This window comes from Schaalia turicensis ACS-279-V-Col4, from assembly GCF_000296505.1.
GTDB classification, from domain to species: Bacteria; Actinomycetota; Actinomycetes; order Actinomycetales; family Actinomycetaceae; genus Pauljensenia; species Pauljensenia turicensis_A.
The window spans coordinates 481,953-503,274 of sequence record NZ_JH815209.1; the positions used below are offsets into that span (position 1 = coordinate 481,953).

Sequence of the window (21,322 nt, forward strand, 5' to 3'; positions counted from 1 at the left end):
ACACCGTGGGCGTGTGAGGAGTATTCCTCACACGCCCACTTTGCTGTTTCTGGTCATCTAGCTGCGCACATCCGGGCTTTCATGAGAACTTCGTCTGAAACGGCACCGGTTCCACCGAGAGCGACAACCTTCTTGGGTTTAACGTCCTTCAAGTAGTCGCAGACACTGGAGGGCAATGAAGCGGTTTCGGTCAACAGACGAGGACCATCGGTGAGGGTGCCTGATGCAACACCATCCATGAAAACATCGCCACGGACAAGATAGACAATTGAAGGCTTTGTCGGATACGAGTGACGCGCTGAAGCAACCGACGTGGAGTAGCGATCTGTCCCTCCGAGCGAGGTGGCGCCAGCAGCTAGGGACACCGAGCCCAGCTGATACTTCTTTCCACCCAGCTTTGATGCCAAAGAAGCAGACGCACTATCCAAGCCAACTCCCGGCTTCGCCAAGAGAATCGGCCCGTCTTCGGCGTTCGCAGCAACCAGAGCGTCAGCTGAACCAACCCCGTTCACACCCAAGCCATCTGCAACGTAAACCGCTGCGGATGTCGTGGGAAACACGTATGAAGCAACACGACGAGCAGTATCAAAACGATCAGTTCCGCCCAAGCGCACTCGAGAAACACCCGGGAGCGAGTTCCAGAGCGAATCTGGCAAGACTCCGGTTCCACCAACCATGACGACCTTTGAAACACCAAGGCGTCTCATTTCGTTGACTGTTTCAGGCTTCACTCCCCCGCGTGAAGCGAAGAGAATTGGCCCGTCTTTAACGACGCCGGCAGCCAAAGCATCAACCGGCGACAGGCGGTTCACCAGATAGGCTGTCGTCGCTCCCGAGGGGAAACGTGCTTGCGAAATGGCAATTGCGGTGGAATCGCGGTCTGCGCCCGAAAGACGTCCGCCTTCAGCGGGAACAGCTCTGGGAGTCTCCTGAACATTGCCTGCTCCGTCAATCCAAGCGTTGTTGCCTTTAACGAGGCTGGCAACAACCTTACGCAGACGCGGAAGCTTGTCATAGAACGCTTGACCGGGGCACTCTGTTCCCCCGACGTCACGGTGGCCCGACAATGCTGGAATCCAACGACCGCCGGCTGGCTTACCCTGAACCCAGATACCCTTGTAGGGATCCGCGATACCGATTCGTTTAAAGAGCCACGCAGCGAGCTTTGCCACGGAGTTCTGAGCTACATATGGCGGTTCTTCGTAGACGAAGTTTCCGACAACAGAAATGCCCAGCGTGTTCGTGTTCGCACCGTAGGCATGACCGCCTTCGTAGAAGCCAGTCAAAGATCCTTCGCGACCTTCATATACGGTGCCATAGCGATCAACGAGGAAGTGGTAGCCCACATCGCCCCAACCACTCCCGTTGGCGTGAAAATTCCAAATACCCTTCACCACCGTCGCGGCGCTTGCCTTAGAATAGCTGTTGTCCGAGGCAGTGTGGTGGATAACAACACCCTGAGGATTAATCGCTTCAGGAGTCCAACCTGACGACCATGGCAGACCGTATTCGCCACGGGACAAAATATTCAGTCCCTGCATTCCAGTGTTGTACGAGGCGCCTCGTACACCAGTATTCACTGCACGCGCGTCTGGTTGCTCCTTGAAGTCAACCTTCTTCAACGAAGAACCAGAGCCAAGTTCATTTTCCTGGGTTTCGGTGTACACCACGCTCATATGAACGTTCCCCAGGGCCTGGACATCAGTATCAGTGCCCGGCGCCGCTTTCACGACAGCTTCGATTTTCGAGGCATTCTCAAGATAAATGGGATCCGTGCTCTGCGTCATTGTCTCAGCAACAGCATCCTCAAGTTCGACGTCTGTCCAGTCAGACCACATACCATCGGCTTCGCTTCGGTATGCGATCGTGACTGCGCCTTCTTTAATACCGTCTTCGAACACAACACCGGCAATAACAACACCTGAAGGAAGATCAGACGCGACGTGCAGAACAGATTCTTCGTTCTCTTCGGGAACTACTTCGGAAGCATTGTGAAGAGAGCGCTGTTCGACCTCAACAAGGAACGGATCTTCACTTTCGCCAGTTCCGTATTCACTTGGAGCGACTTTTTCTTCCATGGGAGCTTCAGCGATGTCTTCCATGCCATGAATATCAGCAATGGAAACCGTGGCAGGAGCAACATCCATGTCAGAGGGAAGAACTGAGTCAGTAGCAGTCGAAGGCGTCGATGGTTGAAGGGCAAGAGCGGCAGTTAACGCGCCCACACTCAGAAGCGACACAATAGACAATCGGCGCACAATTACTCCAAAACGCGGTGACAGATGTTGCTAGTGTGACACATGTTGTTAATGGAAACAATGTGAATTCATCGGTGTCACACCATTGAGCCCCTATGTGTTACAGGGTCACCGCGTACCCTTCGCGCGCAGACTCCAGTATCGCTTCCGTGACTCGTAGGGTCTCTAAAGCTTCACGCATCGAAACATGATTCGCCCCTATACCGTTGATCGCATCGCGGAAGTTCTCCTGTTCAACAACAAGAGGTTCACGCTTATCAATCGCATAGCGAGTCACTGTTCCCTCACTGACACCCCTAAAAGCTGCCACTTGATCCCACTGAACAGGCGTCGAGCCGTTTTCGTAGAACGTCAGATCCGCCATCGCAGTATCGGCGACCAGGGCCCCCTTCTCTCCAACGACAATCGTCGTGCGATCTTTATAGGGAGAAAGCCAGTTGATCTGGTGGTTGACCAAGATGCCATTATCCAAACAGCCCGAAGCAACCAGCATGTCTTCATCTTCGCGCCCCGAACGATACGCCGTTTGGGCAAAGATTGTCCGATAGCTACTCCCCGTCACCCACTGCGCAAGATCAATGTCGTGCGTTGCCAGATCCTTCACTACACCGACGTCGGAGATGCGCGCCGGAAAAGGTGATTGCCTCCTGGTTGAAATCTGAAAAATTCTTCCAAGCTGACCGCCAGCGATGCGCTGACGCATTTGCATGAGCGCAGGGTTACAGCGCTCAACGTAGCCAACAGCACCGATAACACCAGCATTATCGAATGCTTCAACGATCTTCTTGCCCGCTTCGTATGACGTGGCAAGTGGCTTTTCAACTAATGTGTGAACACCTGCGTCAGCAAGGCTCAGTGCCACTTGCTCATGGAACACCGTCGGTACAGCAACGATCGCCGCATCAATACCTTGGGAAATCATGTCATCAACGCCCGGCAGAACTTTCATGCCATTGCCGACGCCAAAGCGATCTCCTGCTGGATCAACAAGGGCAACCAGCTCAACTCCATCGGTTTGTCGAGCAATACGAACGTGATGGCGCCCCATTGAGCCAACGCCAACGATGCCCAAACGAATAGTCATCGAAACCTCACGCCCCAGCGCGAGCAAGCGTGTTCACGGCTTCAACGATGCGTTCACGTTGCTGGTCGATCAAGGATGGATATACGGGCAACGACAATACCTCGCGCGCAGCGCGAAGCGTATTGTCGAGTTCGGTCGATGGCGCATAGGGTTTCAATGACTCAAGCCTATGATTCGGAATCGGGTAATACACTCCACTTCCCACTCCCCATTCCTCAGCCAATGCTTTCATGAAACGGTCTCGATCAGTATCAATCAGACGAATCGTGTACTGGTGATATACGTGAGTCGCTCCCTCAGCGACACGAGGAACAATTACTCCTTCTAAATGAGTGTCAAAGAATGCGGCATGAGCTTGACGTTGCTTGGTCCACTGTCCGACTTTCGTCAATTGCACCCGCCCGATTGCCGCATGGATGTCGGTCATGCGGTTGTTCAAGCCAACCAGCTCATTCGCATACCGTTGTTCCATACCTTGGTTACGCAAAAGACGAACGTTTCGTGCAATCGTCTGATCCGTTGTCGTCACCATGCCACCCTCACCGGATGTCATGTTCTTCGTCGGATAGAAACTGAAAGCTCCAAATGCTCCAAATGTTCCAACGAATTGACCATAAAGCTGAGCCCCGTGTGCTTGGGCCGCGTCTTCAAAGAGCATAAGCGAGTATTTGTCCGCAAGCGCTTTCAGCTCATTCATCGGCGCCGGATGACCATAGAGGTGAACCGGCATAATGGCTTTCGTTCGCTCAGTGATTGCATTTTCAACCGAAGCGGGACTCAGACAGAACGTGTCAAGATCAATGTCAGCAAAAACAGGCGTTGCTCCGGCGAGTACAACTGCATTGCCCGTTGCCGCGAAAGTAAACGACGGAACAATAACCTCGTCGCCGACGCCGACCCCCGATGCAAGAAGACCCAAATGAAGCGCAGAAGTTCCTGAATTAACGGCAACGGCGTTGGCTCCACCGGCAAGCTGAGTTGAAAACTCGTTTTCAAATGCGGCGACTTCTTTACCCTGGGCAAGCATTCGAGAACGTAAAACTCGGCAGACAGCGTCTACTTCCTCTTCGCCGATAAGGGGTTGGGCGGCAGGAATCATTGCAGGCATCAGTCATCGTCTTTCGTCAGGACAGTATCGCCAACGACAGTGTAGGTTTCACCCGTCTTGGGGCAACGCAAACGCGACGGTTGCCCCTCAATCTCTTTCAGTGGAACGCCAGCCGTTCCTACCCAGCCAACCTGTCGGGCAGGAACACCAGCGACAAGGGCATAGTCTGGAACATCTCGTGTAACAACAGCGCCTGCTGCAACCATCGCCCAACGACCAATTGAGACGGGAGCAACCACAACAGCTCGCGCGCCCACCGAAGCTCCATCCCCAATTGTGACGCCGACAGGTTGCCAATCATCAGCAGATTTGATGGAGCCATCTACGTTCACTGCTCGTGGAAAATGATCGTTTGTCAGGACGACTGCTGGCCCAATAAAAACTCCGTCACCCAATAGGGCAGGTTCGTACACCAAGGCATAGTTCTGAACTTTGCAGTTAGCTCCCAGCCTGACGCCTTCGCCGATATACACGCCGCGACCGATGATGCAGTTCTCGCCCAGAATCGCGGCCTCGCGAATCTGAGCGCAATGCCAAACCGCGCACGAAGGCGGAACTGAGGCGTTCTCGCTCACATCCGCGCTTGCTTGAATACTCACCGGTCATCCTTTCATAGGCAACACTCCTACTGTACCGGCGACGTTTCTTTCCTCTCAATGCTCTTCACCCCCATACACTCACGTCGCCACGCTGCATATAAGAGTGCGAGAATAGCGGTCATGAGGATTGATGACGATACGTGGATCATCATCCCTACGTACAACGAGGGACAGATGATCGGCACCGTTATCGATGCTTTGATGCCTTATTTTTCTCGGATTCTCTGTGTAGACGACGGGTCAAACGATGATTCTGCCAAGGTCGCCCGCTCACATGGAGCCACTGTCATTACCCACCCGATTAATCTTGGTCAGGGCGCAGCTCTCCAAACAGGAATCGAATGGGTGAAGACTCACACATCGGCGCGCTGGATTGTCACTTTTGATGCTGACGGTCAACACGATCCGAAAGATGCTCGTTCAATGGTGGAATACGGGAAAGAGAATCAGCTGGGTTTCGTGCTTGGATCTCGTTTCTTAGGAAGAAACGGCAAGTCCGTCCCGCTACTACGTCGCATTGCTCTAAGAACAGTGGCATTCATTTCCGGTCTACTCGGGGGGCTTCGCCTGTCGGATGCACACAACGGGCTTCGAGCTCTGAACCGTGATGCTTTTAGCCACGTGCACCTGCATCACAACCGCATGGCACACGCCTCGGAGATTAATTCTCAGTTGGCACGCACTCACTTGCCTTATGCTGAGTACCCGGTCCACATCACGTATTCGGACTATTCACAAGCTAAGGGACAATCCCTTTTAAACGGCGTCAACATTCTTGTTGATCTTATGTGGGAGCGATGATGACAGAGTATTTTCTTATCCGCGCTCTACTGATCATCGGTCTTGTCCTTGTCACGTGGCTACTGGTTCGCCCAGTTCAAAGCCAATCGCATCTTGCCGTACAACGGCTACTGATCCTCGTCATCGTTATCTTTGCCATCATCACAATTGTGTATCCGCCACTTCTGAACCAGATTGCGCGGGCTGTCGGTGTAGAACGGGGTATTAACCTTTTGGTCTACGCCCTCATTATCTGTGTACTCGCCCAGATGAGCGCGTCGTATCGCAATTCCATGGCGCTGGAAAAACGAATCACTCTTCTTGCCCGTGAAGTCGCGCTTCGCAACGACCCACCTTCACGCGAATCCTCTCTGAGGACGCATACTCACACCAACGACGAGCCTGGGAATCCCTCAAGTGAGCCAAGTACCACTCTGAACAACACGGGCGATTAAAAACGCCACTTTTGGGTGCCCAACCGCCGAAAACGCTTCTATTCACGCTACGATCGACACCGATGAGTAAAAAAACGTTGAAGAATCGGGCAAACCTGGTTCAGCATGCCGCACGGAACCCCTTCCGTTTTGGTGTTCTGCGAACCGTGCTCGCATCTCTTTTGACCGTGACGCTATTCGTTGGCTCCACTGCGGCTTTCGTCTATCGAAGCCTTGCCAATCAGGTGAAGAACGCGTCGCTGGATATTTCCGCGCTTGAGACACCTCAATCCACCAAACCAGAACCAATGAAGCTCATCGATGCTTATGTGGGACAACCGATCAATATTCTTGTCTCCGGTGTCGACTCACGCTATAACCAAAGCTCTGACTACGGTGACGCCGAAGAACTGACGACGATTCAGTCCGACACGACGATGATCGCCCATATTTCCGCCGATCGTTCGGAAGTCACATTTGTCTCCATTCCTCGCGATCTTCTGACCGATATCCCTTCGTGTATGCGTTCAGATGGTTCGATTACGTCGTCGTACTACGGAATGTTTAACTCAGCATTTGCAATGGGTGCCGGTACAAACGATCTGGCAGGTGGCGTTGCCTGTACCAAAGCAACGGTCGAAAAACTGACCGGTTTAACGATTGACGGATTCATTGTTGTTGACTTCACCGGCTTTAAAGGGTTGATCAATGCTGTCGGTGGCGTGTGGCTAGATATTCCTGAAGAAATGTACGATCCCGCGTCCGGTCTCGATCTTGAGGCAGGGTGCCAGTACCTCGACGCGAATAGCGCACTAGCGTACGCGCGCGCTCGTAAAAATGTCGGCGATGGTTCAGATATTTCTCGTATTGGACGCCAGCAACAGCTGGTCGCGGCAGCGCTTCGTGAACTTTTGTCCCGAAACTTTATTACTGATTTCCCCGCCCTGATTTCTTTCGTTCAGGCAGCAATTGCTTCTCTTACAGTGTCACCGAACTTCGGCGACATTAACGCTGATGCCGGTCTGTTTGCCTCCATGCTGAAGTTGCAGGCATCGAACATTCGCTTCACAACGATGCCGTGGGCTGAAGCCCCCGAGGATCCCAACCGAGTGATTGAGATTGAATACCTTTCGCGACCATTGTGGCAGGCATTAGCAACTGACACTCAGCTACCGGGAGGTACAGAGTACACAGACGGGACCGGGGCTCAAATGACGATCCCTTATGAAGACGCAACTGCTGATTCCACTCAATCAGTTGCTCAGGCTTCTTCCTCCTCTTCCGGCGGAGTCATTGAAGAACAAGATGAATCCGACACGACTGCCGTGTCAGATACTGCATCATCTGCTTCCACCGACACCGCTCAATCTGTCCCTGCAACCTGTCCTCCGAACCGATGAGCACCGAACCTCCCTCTTTCGTCCCTTCATCTGGTCGTCAGCGTCCTACACGCGCGGATGTAAAGAAGGTGAATGGCGAGACACGCCACCCTGATTCTCCGGGCATTCCTCGCCTCTCTGTCGAACAGCGAGCTATTTCGTCCTCAGCATCGGGATCAGATTCGAAGGATCAGGTTCTTCAGCGCCCCGTTATTCGGCTCCCTGAACGCCCTCGTGTCAGCGGTATTGCGGCAGACGATGCCGAACCGCATGCGTGGCGAATCGGATCAGAATCAGCAGATGAACAGATGCCGAAGCGTTCTTTGCTCCCAACAACCGCTGACCAACCTGCTGAAAACCTTCCTCCATCTTTTGCTCCCGGACGCAAACATCGCGTGGGGCGAAACTCAGATTCAAGCGAGCATCGGCAAACAGCAAATCCCCCTGCTTATACTCCGGGTCGCACGATGTCGAAGCCTAGCGGGATCACTCATACTCCACGTACTCAGGAATCTCGCCAACGTGGAATGTCAACAACCACGTCTTCTGTTCAACGCTTTCAACCACGGGGTCAATCAACGAATGCCGTCTCTTCGAAAGCGTCGCTTCGTCACCCTGTAGCACCAAAGAAACGTTCTGCTCATTGGGGACGCAAACTCGTCTCCCTTGTGGTCGCCCTTTTTGTTCTGATCGTTGCGTGGGGAGCTTTTTTGGTGTGGGATGCTAATTCTCACCTTGGCCGAACGAACGCTTTGACAAGCGAAACGAATACGCCCGGTACAACCTATCTTTTAGCGGGATCTGATTCCCGCGCAGACGGCGCAGTTCAGGATGATTTTGACGGGAATGATCGCTCGGACACCATTATGTTGATTCACGTCGCGCAGAATGGTCAAGCAACAGCCCTCTCCATCCCGCGCGACAGCTACGTGGAGATCCCCGGCTATGGCTGGGACAAGATCAATGCTTCTTTCGCATATGGTGGAGCAAATCTGCTGACACAGACAGTTGAAAATCTGACCGGATTGCACGTTGATCACTATGTTCAGATCGGCATGGGTGGCGTTGCGAATATTGTCGACGCCGTTGGCGGAATCAATGTATGTTTCGACGGTGATGTCAGCGATGATCCTTCTGGGCTTGTCTGGCAAGCTGGATGTAGCGACGTTGATGGGATGACAGCCCTAGCCTTCTCACGTATGCGCTACTCGGATCCGAAGGGCGATATTGGTCGTGCTGAGCGGCAGCGCCAGGTGATTTCAAAAGTTATTGACAAGTCCGCAAGCATCGGAACATTTGTTAACCCTGCACGTACTTTGCGCCTTGAGCGAGCTGGCTCTGAGTCCTTCACTGTTGATGAGGATTCGTCCGTTGTCGATGTTGCGAAGCTTGTTTTGGCCTTCCGCTCTGCATCGAATAACGGATTGATCGGTGCGCCCCCAATCGACGAGATTAGCTATCAGACTGATATGGGTACCTCTGCTGTCCTTCTTGAAGGAACAACAGCTCCTGATTTCTTTGAGAAGCTGCGTTCAGGCGCACTCTCCATCGAAGATTTCAATATCATCAATGGTTAATTCTCAGTTTCAAGCTGAAGATAATGCAACGGTGTGCGGGGGATGGTCGTAACGACCATCCCCCGCACCGCAAGTAATCGAAGACTTACTTCATGTACTTTGTCGCGTCGATACGGCGAGGTCCGGCCTGCCAGCCGGAAAAACTTGACTCCAAAATATCGTGAAGCGTATGGCGTGCTACCCAACCGAGTTCTTCACTGATCCGTGTTGTGTCCCCAACAAGGACGGGGGGATCACCCGCACGCCGCGATTCCTCAACGACTTCGAAATCCCAACCGGCAACGCGTCGCAGTCCGTCAATGATTTCGCGGACAGAAGTGCCCCTCCCGGTTCCAACGTTGAAGACGTTATGTTGAAGTGGACGAGAATCAGCAAGAGCATCGAGGGCAACAATATGAGCTTCTGCAAGATCTTGGACGTGGACATAGTCGCGAACGCATGTACCGTCCGGAGTGTCATAATCCGATCCGAAAATTGTGGCGGGTTCATCGCGTTCAACACGATCGAGAACCATCGGAACCACGTTCAAGATTGCCAGATCTGCTAGATCATCCCAGCCAGCACCGGCAACATTGAAGTAGCGCAGGCCGACCCATTTGAGGCCCCAAGCCTCTTCGCAGTCACGCATCATCCACTCGCCTATAAGCTTCGTTTCACCATAGGGATTAATCGGATGACATTCGGTATCTTCGCTGATGATATGAACGTCCGGCATTCCGTAAACAGAGGCTGATGATGAGAAGATGATCTGATCAATAGCGGCGTCGTTCATGGCACGAAGGAGATTCGCGAGGCCACCAATGTTCTGCTGGTAGTACCACATGGGGCGTCGAACCGACTCCCCTACCTGCTTTCGTGCTGCACAATGAACAACGGCAGTGACGTCTTCATCCAGCATGACGTTCGCAAGATCTGTACTTGCGTTATCGGTAGCGATATCAAGAGTGATGAGTTTTGCGCCTTCTACCCTTGATGCTGTGCCCGTTGAAAGATCATCGACAACGATGACCTTTTCTCCTCGTTCCAATAGCAGTCGGACTACGTGGGATCCGATATATCCAGCGCCACCAGTGACAAGAATGCTCATGCTCTCATCCTAGTCGCCGTATAGCCGCCTCAAAGGACTTCGTCGGTTTCTTCCGCCTTTGTCCACCTATTGGCGAGGCCCAGCTAGGTCGTACTTCCGTCACACACAGTGCGAGCCACGATGCCCGCGGGAATCTTGCGGAGCCACGTTTGTCTTGGCGTTAATGCTTAGCTCAACGAAGCTTTCACTGCGTCAGCTAGGGCGCTCCCCTTTGCCGTTGCAACGTCACGCAGAGCAACTTGGAATTGACGCATTTGGGCGCGCAGTTTCTCGGCCTGGGCTCCTTCACCTGCTCCAAGGATTCGTGCTGCCAGAAGGCCAGCATTGCGCGCACCAGCAATCGAAACCGTAGCAACGGGAACGCCTGCCGGCATCTGGACGATCGAGTGCAGGGAATCGACACCATCAAGGTGTTTGAGAGGAACGGGAACACCGATGACTGGAAGTTCCGTAAGGGCTGCGAGCATACCCGGCAGGTGCGCCGCACCGCCTGCGCCAGCGATGATGACGCGCAAACCTCGAGCAGAAGCGCTTCGACCGTACGCAACCATGTCTTCGGGCATACGGTGTGCAGAGACCACACCGACCTCGCAGGCGATACCGAATTCTGCGAGCGCAGCAACAGCAGGTTCCATGGTGGGCCAGTCGGAATCGGATCCCATGACGATACCGACTGCAGGGTTGTCTCCGGTCTTTGTCAGAGTGATATCGAGCTGGTGTGTTTCGGTGGTCATCGATGGCTCCTTCACTAAAACGGTCAATGGGTCATGTATGCGGGCATGATTACGGATCAGGGGTGCGATTGCCACCCGGCCTCGTCGGTGACGAAGAACGAGAGGCGAAACGTGAGCGTTAGCCACGCAGAGTGGCGACAACGGCTTCAGCTTCGGCGCGCGCAACGGCTGGGTCCTTGTCGACGACGGTGACGTGGCCGAGTTTGCGCCCGGGGCGAACCTCTTTGCCGTAGAGATGTACTTTGGCGCGCGGGTGGTCTGCGAGTGCGGAGGCAAGGTGGCGTGCTGGGTCGGCGAATTCGGAGCCAAGCAGGTTCACCATGACCGCGTGTGTTCCAGGATTGACGAGGTTTGTTGAACCGAGGGGCAGGTCAAGGACAGCGCGAAGATGCTGTTCGAATTGGCTGGTGAACGCCCCATCGATCGTCCAATGGCCGGTGTTGTGTGGGCGCATCGCAAGCTCGTTCACAAGGACGTGCTGCTCGCTTCCTTGTCCGACGACGAACATTTCGACGGCCAGGACACCCGTGACGCCAAGTTCACGCGCGACCGTTTCACCAATCGATGTGGCCTGGGCACGTGTCTCCTCAGTCAGGCCTTGAGCAGGCGCGGTAACCACGGAGCAGACTCCATCCACCTGTTCGGTGGATGCGACCGGCCAGGATGCGATCTGACCGGAGGGAGTACGTGCGCTCAGGGAAGCGACTTCTGAGGTGAAGGGGACGCAGTCTTCGGCAAGAAGAGTTCCTTTGGCAAGCCAATCGACGGCGTCTTCAGCTTGGTGAATCACTCGTACACCGTGGCCGTCATATCCGCCGACCGGAGTCTTCACGACGATCGGCCACGTGCCAGCATCACCGAAAGAGGCGAGTTCTTCAAGCGTGGACACTTTCGCCCAACGAGGACATGGAATGCCCAGCTCGGTTAACTTTTCGCGCATTGCAAGTTTGTCTTGGGCATACAGCAACGCGGCTCGCGGGGGCTCTGCTGGAAGGTGGCCCTTGGCGACATCAAAGACCGAAGCCGGAATATGTTCGTGTTCGAACGTGACCACATCCGCACCGTCAATCAGCTGTGCAACGGCGTCGGTATCGCCTGGCATTCCGACGATCGACGTGGCAAGTGCCTGTCCTGTTGACCCATCCGAGGATTCAACAAGCGCACGAAGTTCAAAGCCGAGGGCGATCGAACTTTCCGCCATCATTCGGGCAAGCTGCCCACCGCCAATTACTGCAACAACCGGACGAGTATCCTTGGCCTGATCCATGGCTCTTAATCTAGTCGCAAGGGGCTTATGGGCGCACCTACGTTCACGGCGACGTCAGAGCCTCATTGTTCTTCCATTGGGATGCGCGCGAAAGCAACGCCAATTTCAGAAGCGACGAGAACGACGCCCCACCGAGACAACCGATCCCTGTGGCATGACGTGATCCGGGTCCATCGAAGCAGGAATCGCAGAAAGCGAAACGGTGAAAACCGGAGGATGGTTCTGTGTCAGTTCCAGACGCCCACCCATCGCTTGAGTCAGGTCTTTCGCCAGCGCTAAGCCGATCCCCGTCGAACCGTGGCCGGAAACTCCCTTGGCAAAAATATCGGGAGCAAGATCATCGGCGACACCCGATCCTTCGTCTGAGACTTCGATAATGACTCCGCGCTTGTTCGCCGACTTCCGTGCGACGACCAGGGTTGTGCCTTCACCGTAGTTCAGCGAATTTTCAATCAATGTGGCAAGGACCTGGGAAAGCTTGCTGGCGTCGGCAAGCAACGGCAGTTCAGCTTCGTCGGTGAATACGAGGCTGCGCCCGGCTTTTTCGAACGCGGATTCCCATTCTTCGCGCTGTGTGTTGAACGCTTCAAGAATGTGGATTGCTTCAGTTTGCGCAGATGCTCGAGCGTTCGCATCAAGGAGTTCAGCCACAACGCCCGTGAGGCGTTCGACCTGTTCGAGACAGTTGCGAGCTTCTTCTTGTACCTCGGGTTCAGTGGAGATCATTTCAATCTCTTCGAGGCGCATGGAAAGTGCAGTCAGTGGAGTGCGAAGCTGGTGTGACGCATCGGCTGCGAACTGACGTTCGGCAGCTAGCCTGCCCGCCATGCGTTCACTGGTACGCGACAGTTCTTCTTGGACCAAGTCGATTTCTTCGATGCCCGAAGGTTTGACCTGAGCACGAACCTGGCCCGCACCGACCTGCTCAGCGTGGGCTGCCAGGTAGATGAGGGGCGCGGATAGCTGGCGTGAAAAGCGGAGGGCAAGGGCTAAACCAACCAGCAGGCACACTGCGATTCCAGCAATAAAGATTCCGAACACGAATGCGATACGTTTCAGCGTTTGTTCTGCGGATACTTCCATGCGGATCGACGTTCCCGCCGTGGATGACGCATGCACGACGAACGACATTCCCCGGGGTTTTTCCCCGGCAAGCATCAGTCCGTGTTGGCGCGTGTTCACACTGATATAGGCATTCCCCTGCATGTCGGTCACTGGTTTCGCCAAAGAAGTGACCGTGTCTTGATCGACATCTGCACCAGTCGCTATACGACGATCGATTGTGTTCACAATCGTCTGTGCCCGGGATTGGACGCGATCCCAATCAGAGTTCCACACAATGGTGGACGTTGCGACCGCACCGGGAATACCCATCAGGAAACACACCACTGCAACAGCAGTGACAATCATGCGAACGGCTTTTTTACGCATGGTTCCCTTTCATTCCCTACGATTCCCGGCGAAGCGATGCTGCCAGATCGTTCCCCTGAAATAGGTTACCCGCGGCGAAGGATTCGCCGCGGGCCCCATAAGGTTTTCAGTGTGTCAGCGAACTTCGAAGCGGAAGCCCATACCCCTGACGGTGGTGATGTAGTGCGGTTTGGTCGCATCATCGCCAAGCTTTCGACGAAGCCATGAGACATGCATGTCCAGAGTCTTCGTGGATCCTGTCGGGTCCGATCCCCAGACCTCACGCATCAGCGTGTCACGTTCGACAACGCTTCCCGCGTCGCGAAGCAGTACGCGCAACAGGTCGAATTCCTTCGCCGTCAGCTGTAATTCTGTTGAACCAACGAAAGCACGGTGAGCGTTCACATCAACGCGAACATCCTGAGCGCCCAGGTCACCTTCGACGCTTTCGGTTCCTGTGCGACGCAGAAGAGCACGGACGCGCGCAAGAAGTTCTGCAAGGCGGAAAGGCTTGGTCACGTAATCATCGGCGCCGGTATCCAGGCCAACAACCATATCGACTTCATCAGTGCGCGCCGTCAGGATCAGAATCGGAACGCTCTTTCCCGACGCACGAATTTCACGCGCGACATCCAGACCATCCATGTCTGGAAGGCCAAGGTCAAGCAGAACGAGGTCAGCGCCATCCACTTCAGCGAGTGCGCCACGACCGGTGCCGTGCGCACGCACTTCGTAGTTCTCGCGGCCAAGGGCGCGAGCGAGAGGTTCGCTGATCGCGGGATCATCTTCAACGAGCAGAACAGTAGTCACGTACCCCATCATATACTTTCAAGATAATTTCTTTCAGATTTCTTGACCTTTTGGACACGGACTTGATGAGAAGCTCATGCACGTCAAAGTGCCCGGCCTCGTACCTAAAAGCGGGCACCCCCTAGTCTTGGAGCGTCAGCAAGTAGGGGGAAACCGGACCAAATCCGTGGAGGTCCGCGGAGGGGAATTCCTCCAAGCGATACCCATCCCCCGCCTTCGAAGCAACGGCAGTAGCGGTCGCTGGGTCCGTCAAAATCTGACCGACCGGCGCAATATCAACCAAACGAGAAGCCAAGTTCACCGTCGGGCCGAACACGTCGCCCGAACGTGAGAAGACATCGCCACGGACGAAAGATGCACGAACGGGAAGAATCGTATCATCCGCATTCAAGCGCTCAATCAGCGAAAAAATCACGTTCAAACCGGTCTCAAGATCATCGGCAATGTACAAAACAGCATCGCCCAGCGTCTTCACCACGCGACCGCCAGCCTGCGTGATCGCCTGACGCGATTCGGATTCAAAGTGCTCGATCAGTTCGACGACCTCCCCACCCAGGATTGTCGACGACGACGTGTAGGACACCATGTCAACAAAGCCCAACGAACGATTGAGTGGAAACCGAGCCTTGGAGTTCTCGTGACCGCGCTGGGACACTTCCTTATCCAAGCGCGACAGCAATGCCTCCATCTGGCGCTGCCACGAGTGAATGAACATCCTCTCGAATGCCTCGACACGGTCCTTCATATGGTCGAGAACGTAGAGGCGAGCCGTCGTGTCATCCAAGCCTAGGCGTCGCACCGCGTCTTCAACAAGCGCTTCACACTGCCACAGCGCTAGACGATCGGCCAAGTGAGAATTCGCCCTCAGAAGCGAATGGCTGGTTGCCGTGTCAATCGCCTGTGAATCAATCATGTCGTTCCACGAGACGAACACGTCCAGATCACGTTCGGTGAACGTCTTTTCGTCAGGCTCAGGGGGGCGAAATCCCAGTGAATTCCAAAAGTCATTGATTTGTTCAACGGTAGTACCAGCGTGCTGGGCGAGCTCGTCGGCACTCATCGTCAGAGGACCGCCCAAAAGGCGGGGAACGTAGCGTTTAACGGTCTGGTGATCATCCGAAGTCGGGGGCTGAGACTGGTGAGCTTGAGATTCACCATTGGGCACAGCGCTGTCCATCTCTCCCCTTCACATACAGATCTACACAGATACTTTAGTAGCGTACATCACGTTTGACAGATTCGTGCAGTTACTGCACACAATCATCAAGATGTATCAATTGCCGATTGAAAAGGCAAAATAGACCTATGCGTTTTCTTCTTGCCTCAAAGTCACCGGCTCGCCGAGCAACTCTGATTTCCGCTGGCATCACACCTATTGTTCGTATATCCGACGTTGATGAAGACCTCGTGCTCGCCGACTTCTGCGCGCGTAGCGCCGGCGTTCCTTCGCCCGGCGATCAGGTGACAACCCTGGCAGACGCGAAGTGCGGTGCGGTCATTTCCGGCTTAGTCGATGGCACGATTGTGATCGACGAGGCCCACTGCGAACGCCTCCTCGTCGTTGCGTGCGATTCGATGCTGTTGCAGGACGGGCAGATGCTGGGCAAGCCCCACACTGCAGAAATTGCACGCGAGCGCATCCGAGCTTTCAGAGGCTCCGAAGCAATCCTGTGGACCGGCCATAGCGCAGCGCTCGTCGAGCGAGACCCCTCTACCCCGCTAGATTCCTACGCTCTGATTGCGCGCACCCACGCCTCGACTTCAACCATCGTCCGATTCGGCTCAATGAGCGACGCCGAGATTGATGCCTACGTAGACTCCGGCGAACCGCTCCACGTTGCGGGGTCTTTCACGATCGACGGCCTTGGCGGCCCCTTCATTGCTGGGGTCGACGGCGATCACCACAACGTTGTCGGGATTTCACTCCCACTGGTTCACACGATGGCTGAAGAAGTTGGTGTTTTCTGGCCGGACCTCTGGGATCATCGCCAGCCTCGCTGAGCTTTCCCAGCATTTGGGAACACTCATCACACCGTGCAAACATGCCGAAAGGCGGAATGGGCACCCCACAGCGGGCACTCTCGCTTTACAGTAAGCCCATGGATACAAATCAGGCATGGGGCATTGGCCTCGCAACAGTGACGAAGAACGGCGAGACTCTCGATGTCTGGTACCCGCGCCCACACCTGGGTCAGATGGAACCCGGCGATGACGCAGATCTGCTCGACACCCTGACTCACATGCAGCGCCAAGATGATGCGCGCGGTGTTCGCACCACGGTTGTCACCTGCACGTCAGATCTGGACGATCAACCGCAGTCCACTGCGGATTCCTACCTGCGCCTCCACCTGCTTTCCCACCGAATGAAAAAGCCGAACACCATCAATCTTGACGGTATTTTTGCTCGCCTCCCCAACGTCATATGGACCTCCGAGGGCCCGTGCGCAGTCGCAGACTTCGAAGAAACACGTCTGCGTATGCGCGCTCACCTTGGCCACCCGATCACCGTGATCGGCGTCGACAAGTTCCCCCCGATGGTGAACTACGTCGTACCGAAGGGCGTGCGTATTGCAAACGGTGCAACCGTACGCCTGGGCGCCTACTTGTCTGAAGGAACAACCGTCATGCACGCCGGTTTCGTGAACTTCAACGCCGGCACCCTCGGTCGATCCATGGTTGAAGGCCGTATCTCTCAGGGCGTTGTCATCGACGACGGTTCCGACGTGGGCGGCGGCGCATCCACAATGGGCACCCTGTCCGGCGGTGGTCGCCAGCGCGTGAAGCTTGGTAAGCGGTGCTTGCTCGGCGCAAACTCCGGTCTCGGAATTCCTCTTGGCGACGACTGCGTCGTCGAAGCTGGTCTGTACTTGACCGCAGGAGCAAAGGTTGCCGTCATGGAATCCGGTGGCGTCGTCCCCGGTTCGAACGGCCTCTTCGCAGAACCTCGGACGGTTGCAGCGCGCGAGCTTGCAGGCGCATCAAATGTCCTGTTCCGACGCAATTCTCAGTCGGGTCGAATCGAAGCACTGGCCCGCGGTGGCAAGGGCATCGAATTGAACGATGAGCTACATGCAACCAACTGATGAAGGCTCGATCCTTTTCATGCTCACGGGGGTGGCAGACCACGGTCTACCACCCCCGTTGACGTTCAGTTGATCGGCCTCGCCCACGCGCGGCAAGGACTTTGGCTATGCGCCGAGCGCAAACCCGACAGCGCGTTAGTCAATCACGCGAGCCGAGCGCTGGCGAAGAAGCACATAGTCGCGTTCAGTCGAGCCAACGTACACCTGACGCGGGCGACCAATCTTCGTCGACGGATCCTCGGTCATTTCAACGTACTGCGCAATCCAACCGGGCAGGCGACCAAGTGCGAACAGTGGCGTGAACATCTTGGTCGGGAATCCCATCGCCGAGTAGATCAGACCCGTGTAGAAGTCGACGTTCGGGTAGAGCTTGCGCTCCTTGAAGTAATCGTCATTCAAAGCGATATCTTCAAGCTCCATCGCAATATCCAGGAGCTCGTCGCGCTTGCCGAGGCGAGACAGAACATCGTGTGCGGTTTCCTTCACCAGAGCCGCGCGCGGATCGTAATTCTTGTACACGCGGTGCCCGAAGCCCATCAGACGTACACCTTCCACCTTCGACTTCACCTTGTCCACATAGCTCTGGACCGGCTCACCAGTGTCGCGAATCTGATTGAGCATGCGCAGAACCGCTTCATTCGCGCCACCGTGCAACGGGCCAGCAAGCGCGCCCACGCCGGCCGCAACAGACGCATACAGGTTCGCTTGCGAGGACCCGACCAAACGAACGGTCGAGGTCGAACAGTTTTGTTCGTGATCAGCGTGAAGAATCAGCAACATATCGAGTGCTCGAACAATCGCAGGATCAATGTCGTACGCCTGATAGGGCATGCCGAAGGTCATGCGGATGAAGTCTTCGGTGTAGCTACGTTGCGAGTCTGGGTACAGCAGTGGCAAGCCCGCGGCACGCTTCGCGATGTAGCTGATCATGGTCGGCACCTTCGCCAGCAGAAGAACCAGCGCGGTATCCAGCTGAGTGCGGTCGCGCGGATCAAGCGTGTCTTCGTAGTAGGTTGCCAGGCCTGCGACACCCGCTTGGAGAATCGCCATGGGGTGGCCCCTGTGCGGGAACGCCGTGAAGAAAGCCTTGAAGTCTTCGTGAAGCAAGCGGTGGCGATGGACGGCGCGAATGAAGCTTTCCAGTGTGGAGGCATCAGGGAGTTCGCCGTAGATCAGCAGGTAAGCAACCTCTAGGAACGACGAGCGCTTTGCCAATTGTTCGATCGGGTAACCGCGGTAGCGCAGAATTCCCGCACCACCATCGATGTAGGTAATCGCAGACTGGCATGACGCTGTGTTCGTAAAACCGGGGTCGAGGCTGACTACGTCGCCGTCGGCGAGCAAGCGGGAGACGCTCAAGCCATCATTACCGACGGAGGCGCTGGTGCGCGGGAGAACGATCTTCTTTTCCCCGACGGTAAGCACACCGTCGGGAGTAGTGTCGACCGATTCCACTTTTACCTTGGCCATGAGGACTCCTTAACACGTTGGGCAATGCGGAGCCATGCAAGCACACAGGTTGGAAGAATGCGCGAAAGCGCTTTCGTTCTCAACGAGTCGCTTCACTGCGACCACAATCGCCACTTAGGACGAAAGTCCGTTATTTCTGTCACTCTATACGCCGCTGTTCGGCCTGTAAAGCACTAGAACGTCAAACTTTCTCCAAAGTTATTATAAAGGACTAGTCAATAACATGCTAAGTGTGGGGCATTATTCGAAGACAGGAAGACGCCACACCCGGGAGAGTTTCCCCTTACGCAAGGAAATTGACGCACGTTTCAAGGCGCTGTGAGGCAGCCTCGATTCGCTCATCACTTGCCGTCAGAGCCACTCGCACACGCCCCTTCGCAGCCTCCCCATAGAAATCGCCGGGGGCAACCAGAATTCCCAGTTTCGCGAACGCGTCAACCAACGTCCACGAATCCTGCGTGCGCGAATGTGCGAGCCAGAGATAGAGTCCGGCAACAGAATTTTCATCATTCACGAGGCCAGCTTTACCGCACGCTTCGACCAGCCTGTTACGTCGCCGTTCGTACACAGCACGCTGAGCCTCGGCATGCACCTCGTCGCGAAGAGCGATTGCCATCGCATGCTGAACAGGAGCAGGAACTATCAGTCCAGAGTGCTTGCGGACCTCGACGATCGGGGCGACGAGCTCAGGATCCCCGTAGACGAGTGCGGCGCGATACCCCGCGAGGTTCGACTGCTTGGAGAGCGAGTAGAGGACGAGGAGGCCGCTCGGGTCGCCCTCGCACACGGCCTCGTCGAGGAGGGAAGGGACGCCCTCCGAGATCCAGGGCTCGGCCCAGGGCAGGGCCGCGTAGCACTCGTCGGACACGACAACGGCATCGTGCTCACATGCCCACTGACGAACGGCACGAAGTTCGTCAGCTGACAGGACATGACCATCCGGGTTTCCAGGAGAATTGAGGAAAACAAGAACGGCATCCGGCCACGTATCCGGCTTCCTAGGATCAACTGGAACGGGGGTTGCTCCACCAAGACGCGCACCAATGTCATAGGTCGGATAAGCAACCTCTGGGACAAGCACCGTATCCCCCGGGCCAACTCCCAGCAGACGCGGAATCCAGGCAACCGCTTCCTTCGAACCGATGGTGGGAATAACGCCGGACAAGCCAACGTCCACCATATTGCGACGTTGCCCCCATGCAAGGATCGCTTCGCGCACTTCCCGAGTGCCAATAACCGTCGGATAACCGTGAGCATCCGACGCTACCGAAAGTGCCTCGCGGATAAAACCCGGAGTCGAATCGACGGGGGTTCCCACCGAAAGATCGCAGATCCCATCGGGATGCGACGAAGCAAGCGCCTTCGCGGGAGCAAGCTGATCCCACGGAAATGCAGGAAGATATAAAGAACGAGGCAACGTGGTCATATAGACACGTTAGCGACTCAGTCCTGATTCTGCGGAGGAAGTCCAGCAATCATCGAATCGTCAAAGTCCTGGACACCGGTCTTCTGCGCACCACCGGGGGAACCAAGATCCTTGAAGAAGTCAGCGTTTGCTCGGTAGTAATCCGACCATTCCTCGGGCAGATCATCCTCGTAGAAAATTGCCTCGGTCGGACACACCGGCTCGCACGCACCACAATCCACGCATTCTTCGGGGTGAATGTAGAGAGTACGCGCACCTTCGTAGATGCAATCAACCGGGCACTCATCAACGCAAGCGCGGTCCTTCACGTCAACACAAGGCTGTGCGATGACGTAGGTCATGGCAACTCCTCATTGGAATCGATAGGGAAGCTTCTGCCCTCTATTATCTCCTTTATGAGTCAAAGTGCCCCACTTGAAAGCGCCAATGCGCATAATCGCGCCGAAGACAAGGCCTCGTCCCCCACGAGCGAGACCAACGCGAAGGCGCGATTTTCCAAAGACCCACGGGGCGCAATTCCTGCCGACATAACCGAAGGCGCGAATCTACCACCACTCCCATGGCTCGCATGGATACCCGGCGAACGCGTTGTTGTCCGCTACCGTTTAGCCGACGGACTCCATGACGCTCTTGGCACCCTCAAAACAACGTCCCGCGACTACGTCGAGATTGAAACCCGACGTGGACTGGTCCGAATCGATGCCACAACCATGGTCACGGGTAAAAAAGTTCCGCCCCCACCAGCCTTCGGATCGTTTCAGAAGGAAAACTGACGGGGACGGAATCTATAGCTGAGCTAGTAAAGCGTGGCCGCGC

At 55.4% G+C, this 21,322-nt stretch carries 20 protein-coding genes; 7 read left to right on the plus strand and 13 right to left on the minus strand.

What is annotated here, in order from left to right; translation table 11 throughout:
* Positions 1 to 53 precede the first annotated feature (53 nt).
* The 4 genes from HMPREF9241_RS05870 to HMPREF9241_RS05885 all read right to left on the minus strand — a co-directional run bounded on the left by HMPREF9241_RS05870 (position 54) and on the right by HMPREF9241_RS05885 (position 5,049).
* Positions 54 to 2,258, minus strand: coding sequence for a cell wall-binding repeat-containing protein (locus HMPREF9241_RS05870; protein ID WP_006681367.1), 2,205 nt, complete (start codon positions 2,256 to 2,258; stop codon positions 54 to 56).
* A gap of 100 nt (positions 2,259 to 2,358) precedes the next feature.
* The gene (locus HMPREF9241_RS05875) at positions 2,359 to 3,342 is read right to left on the minus strand and encodes a Gfo/Idh/MocA family protein (protein WP_006681368.1); all 984 of its coding nucleotides are present in this window, start codon (positions 3,340 to 3,342) and stop codon (positions 2,359 to 2,361) included.
* A gap of 7 nt (positions 3,343 to 3,349) precedes the next feature.
* Positions 3,350 to 4,450, minus strand: coding sequence for a DegT/DnrJ/EryC1/StrS family aminotransferase (locus HMPREF9241_RS05880; RefSeq protein WP_006681369.1), 1,101 nt, complete (start codon positions 4,448 to 4,450; stop codon positions 3,350 to 3,352).
* Positions 4,450 to 5,049 carry an acyltransferase gene (locus HMPREF9241_RS05885; RefSeq protein ID WP_006681370.1) on the minus strand — a complete coding sequence of 200 codons (600 nt, stop codon included), beginning with the start codon at positions 5,047 to 5,049 and terminating at the stop codon, positions 4,450 to 4,452. Before HMPREF9241_RS05885 ends, HMPREF9241_RS05880 begins: the two co-directional genes overlap by 1 nt.
* Before the next feature lie 120 nt (positions 5,050 to 5,169).
* On the opposite strand from HMPREF9241_RS05885, the gene HMPREF9241_RS05890 reads away from it, so the two are divergent.
* The 4 genes from HMPREF9241_RS05890 (at position 5,170) to HMPREF9241_RS09095 (ending at position 9,219) form a co-directional block, all read left to right on the plus strand.
* A complete protein-coding gene (locus tag HMPREF9241_RS05890) occupies positions 5,170 to 5,850 on the plus strand; it encodes a glycosyltransferase family 2 protein (protein WP_006681371.1) in 681 nt (226 codons plus the stop codon).
* Entirely contained in the window at positions 5,850 to 6,284 is a 435-nt protein-coding gene (locus tag HMPREF9241_RS05895; protein WP_006681372.1) for a DUF2304 domain-containing protein, read from the plus strand. The genes HMPREF9241_RS05890 and HMPREF9241_RS05895 overlap by 1 nt, the downstream gene beginning before the upstream one ends.
* Before the next feature lie 62 nt (positions 6,285 to 6,346).
* The gene (locus HMPREF9241_RS05900) at positions 6,347 to 7,663 is read left to right on the plus strand and encodes an LCP family protein (RefSeq protein ID WP_006681373.1); all 1,317 of its coding nucleotides are present in this window, start codon (positions 6,347 to 6,349) and stop codon (positions 7,661 to 7,663) included.
* Positions 7,660 to 9,219 (plus strand): LCP family protein, encoded by a 1,560-nt coding sequence (locus tag HMPREF9241_RS09095; protein WP_083856953.1) that lies wholly within the window; start codon positions 7,660 to 7,662, stop codon positions 9,217 to 9,219. The genes HMPREF9241_RS05900 and HMPREF9241_RS09095 overlap by 4 nt, the downstream gene beginning before the upstream one ends.
* 85 nt (positions 9,220 to 9,304) lie before the next feature.
* Here HMPREF9241_RS09095 and galE read toward each other — a convergent pair whose 3' ends face one another.
* From galE to HMPREF9241_RS05935, 6 genes are all read right to left on the minus strand, one after another.
* On the minus strand, positions 9,305 to 10,306 hold the full coding sequence (gene galE, locus HMPREF9241_RS05910) for a UDP-glucose 4-epimerase GalE (protein ID WP_006681376.1): 1,002 nt from the start codon (positions 10,304 to 10,306) through the stop codon (positions 9,305 to 9,307).
* Between the two features lie 167 nt (positions 10,307 to 10,473).
* On the minus strand, positions 10,474 to 11,040 hold the full coding sequence (gene purE / locus HMPREF9241_RS05915; RefSeq protein WP_006681377.1) for a 5-(carboxyamino)imidazole ribonucleotide mutase: 567 nt from the start codon (positions 11,038 to 11,040) through the stop codon (positions 10,474 to 10,476).
* A gap of 118 nt (positions 11,041 to 11,158) precedes the next feature.
* The gene (locus HMPREF9241_RS05920) at positions 11,159 to 12,307 is read right to left on the minus strand and encodes a 5-(carboxyamino)imidazole ribonucleotide synthase (RefSeq protein ID WP_006681378.1); all 1,149 of its coding nucleotides are present in this window, start codon (positions 12,305 to 12,307) and stop codon (positions 11,159 to 11,161) included.
* A gap of 105 nt (positions 12,308 to 12,412) precedes the next feature.
* Complete coding sequence (locus HMPREF9241_RS05925) at positions 12,413 to 13,738, minus strand: ATP-binding protein (protein WP_006681379.1); 1,326 nt, start codon at positions 13,736 to 13,738, stop codon at positions 12,413 to 12,415.
* A gap of 114 nt (positions 13,739 to 13,852) precedes the next feature.
* The gene (locus HMPREF9241_RS05930) at positions 13,853 to 14,527 is read right to left on the minus strand and encodes a response regulator transcription factor (RefSeq protein WP_040318643.1); all 675 of its coding nucleotides are present in this window, start codon (positions 14,525 to 14,527) and stop codon (positions 13,853 to 13,855) included.
* A 121-nt stretch (positions 14,528 to 14,648) separates the two neighbouring features.
* A complete protein-coding gene (locus HMPREF9241_RS05935; RefSeq protein WP_006681381.1) occupies positions 14,649 to 15,704 on the minus strand; it encodes an adenylate/guanylate cyclase domain-containing protein in 1,056 nt (351 codons plus the stop codon).
* A gap of 128 nt (positions 15,705 to 15,832) precedes the next feature.
* Between HMPREF9241_RS05935 and HMPREF9241_RS05940 the strand changes: the two genes are divergently transcribed.
* Both HMPREF9241_RS05940 and dapD read left to right on the plus strand, forming a co-directional pair.
* The gene (locus HMPREF9241_RS05940) at positions 15,833 to 16,528 is read left to right on the plus strand and encodes a Maf family protein (protein WP_006681382.1); all 696 of its coding nucleotides are present in this window, start codon (positions 15,833 to 15,835) and stop codon (positions 16,526 to 16,528) included.
* A 98-nt stretch (positions 16,529 to 16,626) separates the two neighbouring features.
* Entirely contained in the window at positions 16,627 to 17,610 is a 984-nt protein-coding gene (dapD, locus tag HMPREF9241_RS05945; RefSeq protein ID WP_040318645.1) for a 2,3,4,5-tetrahydropyridine-2,6-dicarboxylate N-succinyltransferase, read from the plus strand.
* 135 nt (positions 17,611 to 17,745) lie between these two features.
* Here dapD and HMPREF9241_RS05950 read toward each other — a convergent pair whose 3' ends face one another.
* The 3 genes from HMPREF9241_RS05950 to fdxA all read right to left on the minus strand — a co-directional run bounded on the left by HMPREF9241_RS05950 (position 17,746) and on the right by fdxA (position 20,847).
* Positions 17,746 to 19,080 (minus strand): citrate synthase, encoded by a 1,335-nt coding sequence (locus tag HMPREF9241_RS05950; RefSeq protein ID WP_006681384.1) that lies wholly within the window; start codon positions 19,078 to 19,080, stop codon positions 17,746 to 17,748.
* Between the two features lie 283 nt (positions 19,081 to 19,363).
* A complete protein-coding gene (gene dapC, locus HMPREF9241_RS05955) occupies positions 19,364 to 20,506 on the minus strand; it encodes a succinyldiaminopimelate transaminase (protein ID WP_006681385.1) in 1,143 nt (380 codons plus the stop codon).
* A gap of 17 nt (positions 20,507 to 20,523) precedes the next feature.
* Positions 20,524 to 20,847: a ferredoxin gene (gene fdxA, locus HMPREF9241_RS05960; RefSeq protein WP_006681386.1), complete on the minus strand. Its 324-nt coding sequence runs from the start codon at positions 20,845 to 20,847 to the stop codon at positions 20,524 to 20,526.
* Positions 20,848 to 20,901: 54 nt separating this feature from the next.
* Here fdxA and HMPREF9241_RS05965 point away from each other — a divergent pair, with 54 nt between their 5' ends.
* Complete coding sequence (locus HMPREF9241_RS05965; protein WP_243440781.1) at positions 20,902 to 21,279, plus strand: 2-hydroxymuconic semialdehyde dehydrogenase; 378 nt, start codon at positions 20,902 to 20,904, stop codon at positions 21,277 to 21,279.
* Positions 21,280 to 21,322: the final 43 nt, after the last annotated feature.

Coding starts and splice junctions, on each gene's coding strand:
- HMPREF9241_RS05875 (WP_006681368.1), bottom strand. CDS start 3,342: ATGACTATTCGTTTGGGCATCGTTGGCGTTGGCTCAATGGGGCGCCAT.
- HMPREF9241_RS05880 (WP_006681369.1), bottom strand. CDS start 4,450: ATGCCTGCAATGATTCCTGCCGCCCAACCCCTTATCGGCGAAGAGGAA.
- HMPREF9241_RS05890 (WP_006681371.1), top strand. CDS start 5,170: ATGAGGATTGATGACGATACGTGGATCATCATCCCTACGTACAACGAG.
- HMPREF9241_RS05895 (WP_006681372.1), top strand. CDS start 5,850: ATGACAGAGTATTTTCTTATCCGCGCTCTACTGATCATCGGTCTTGTC.
- HMPREF9241_RS05900 (WP_006681373.1), top strand. CDS start 6,347: ATGAGTAAAAAAACGTTGAAGAATCGGGCAAACCTGGTTCAGCATGCC.
- HMPREF9241_RS09095 (WP_083856953.1), top strand. CDS start 7,660: ATGAGCACCGAACCTCCCTCTTTCGTCCCTTCATCTGGTCGTCAGCGT.
- galE (WP_006681376.1), bottom strand. CDS start 10,306: ATGAGCATTCTTGTCACTGGTGGCGCTGGATATATCGGATCCCACGTA.
- purE (WP_006681377.1), bottom strand. CDS start 11,040: ATGACCACCGAAACACACCAGCTCGATATCACTCTGACAAAGACCGGA.
- HMPREF9241_RS05920 (WP_006681378.1), bottom strand. CDS start 12,307: ATGGATCAGGCCAAGGATACTCGTCCGGTTGTTGCAGTAATTGGCGGT.
- HMPREF9241_RS05925 (WP_006681379.1), bottom strand. CDS start 13,738: ATGCGTAAAAAAGCCGTTCGCATGATTGTCACTGCTGTTGCAGTGGTG.
- HMPREF9241_RS05935 (WP_006681381.1), bottom strand. CDS start 15,704: ATGGACAGCGCTGTGCCCAATGGTGAATCTCAAGCTCACCAGTCTCAG.
- HMPREF9241_RS05940 (WP_006681382.1), top strand. CDS start 15,833: ATGCGTTTTCTTCTTGCCTCAAAGTCACCGGCTCGCCGAGCAACTCTG.
- dapD (WP_040318645.1), top strand. CDS start 16,627: ATGGATACAAATCAGGCATGGGGCATTGGCCTCGCAACAGTGACGAAG.
- HMPREF9241_RS05950 (WP_006681384.1), bottom strand. CDS start 19,080: ATGGCCAAGGTAAAAGTGGAATCGGTCGACACTACTCCCGACGGTGTG.
- dapC (WP_006681385.1), bottom strand. CDS start 20,506: ATGACCACGTTGCCTCGTTCTTTATATCTTCCTGCATTTCCGTGGGAT.
- fdxA (WP_006681386.1), bottom strand. CDS start 20,847: ATGACCTACGTCATCGCACAGCCTTGTGTTGACGTGAAGGACCGCGCT.
- HMPREF9241_RS05965 (WP_243440781.1), top strand. CDS start 20,902: ATGAGTCAAAGTGCCCCACTTGAAAGCGCCAATGCGCATAATCGCGCC.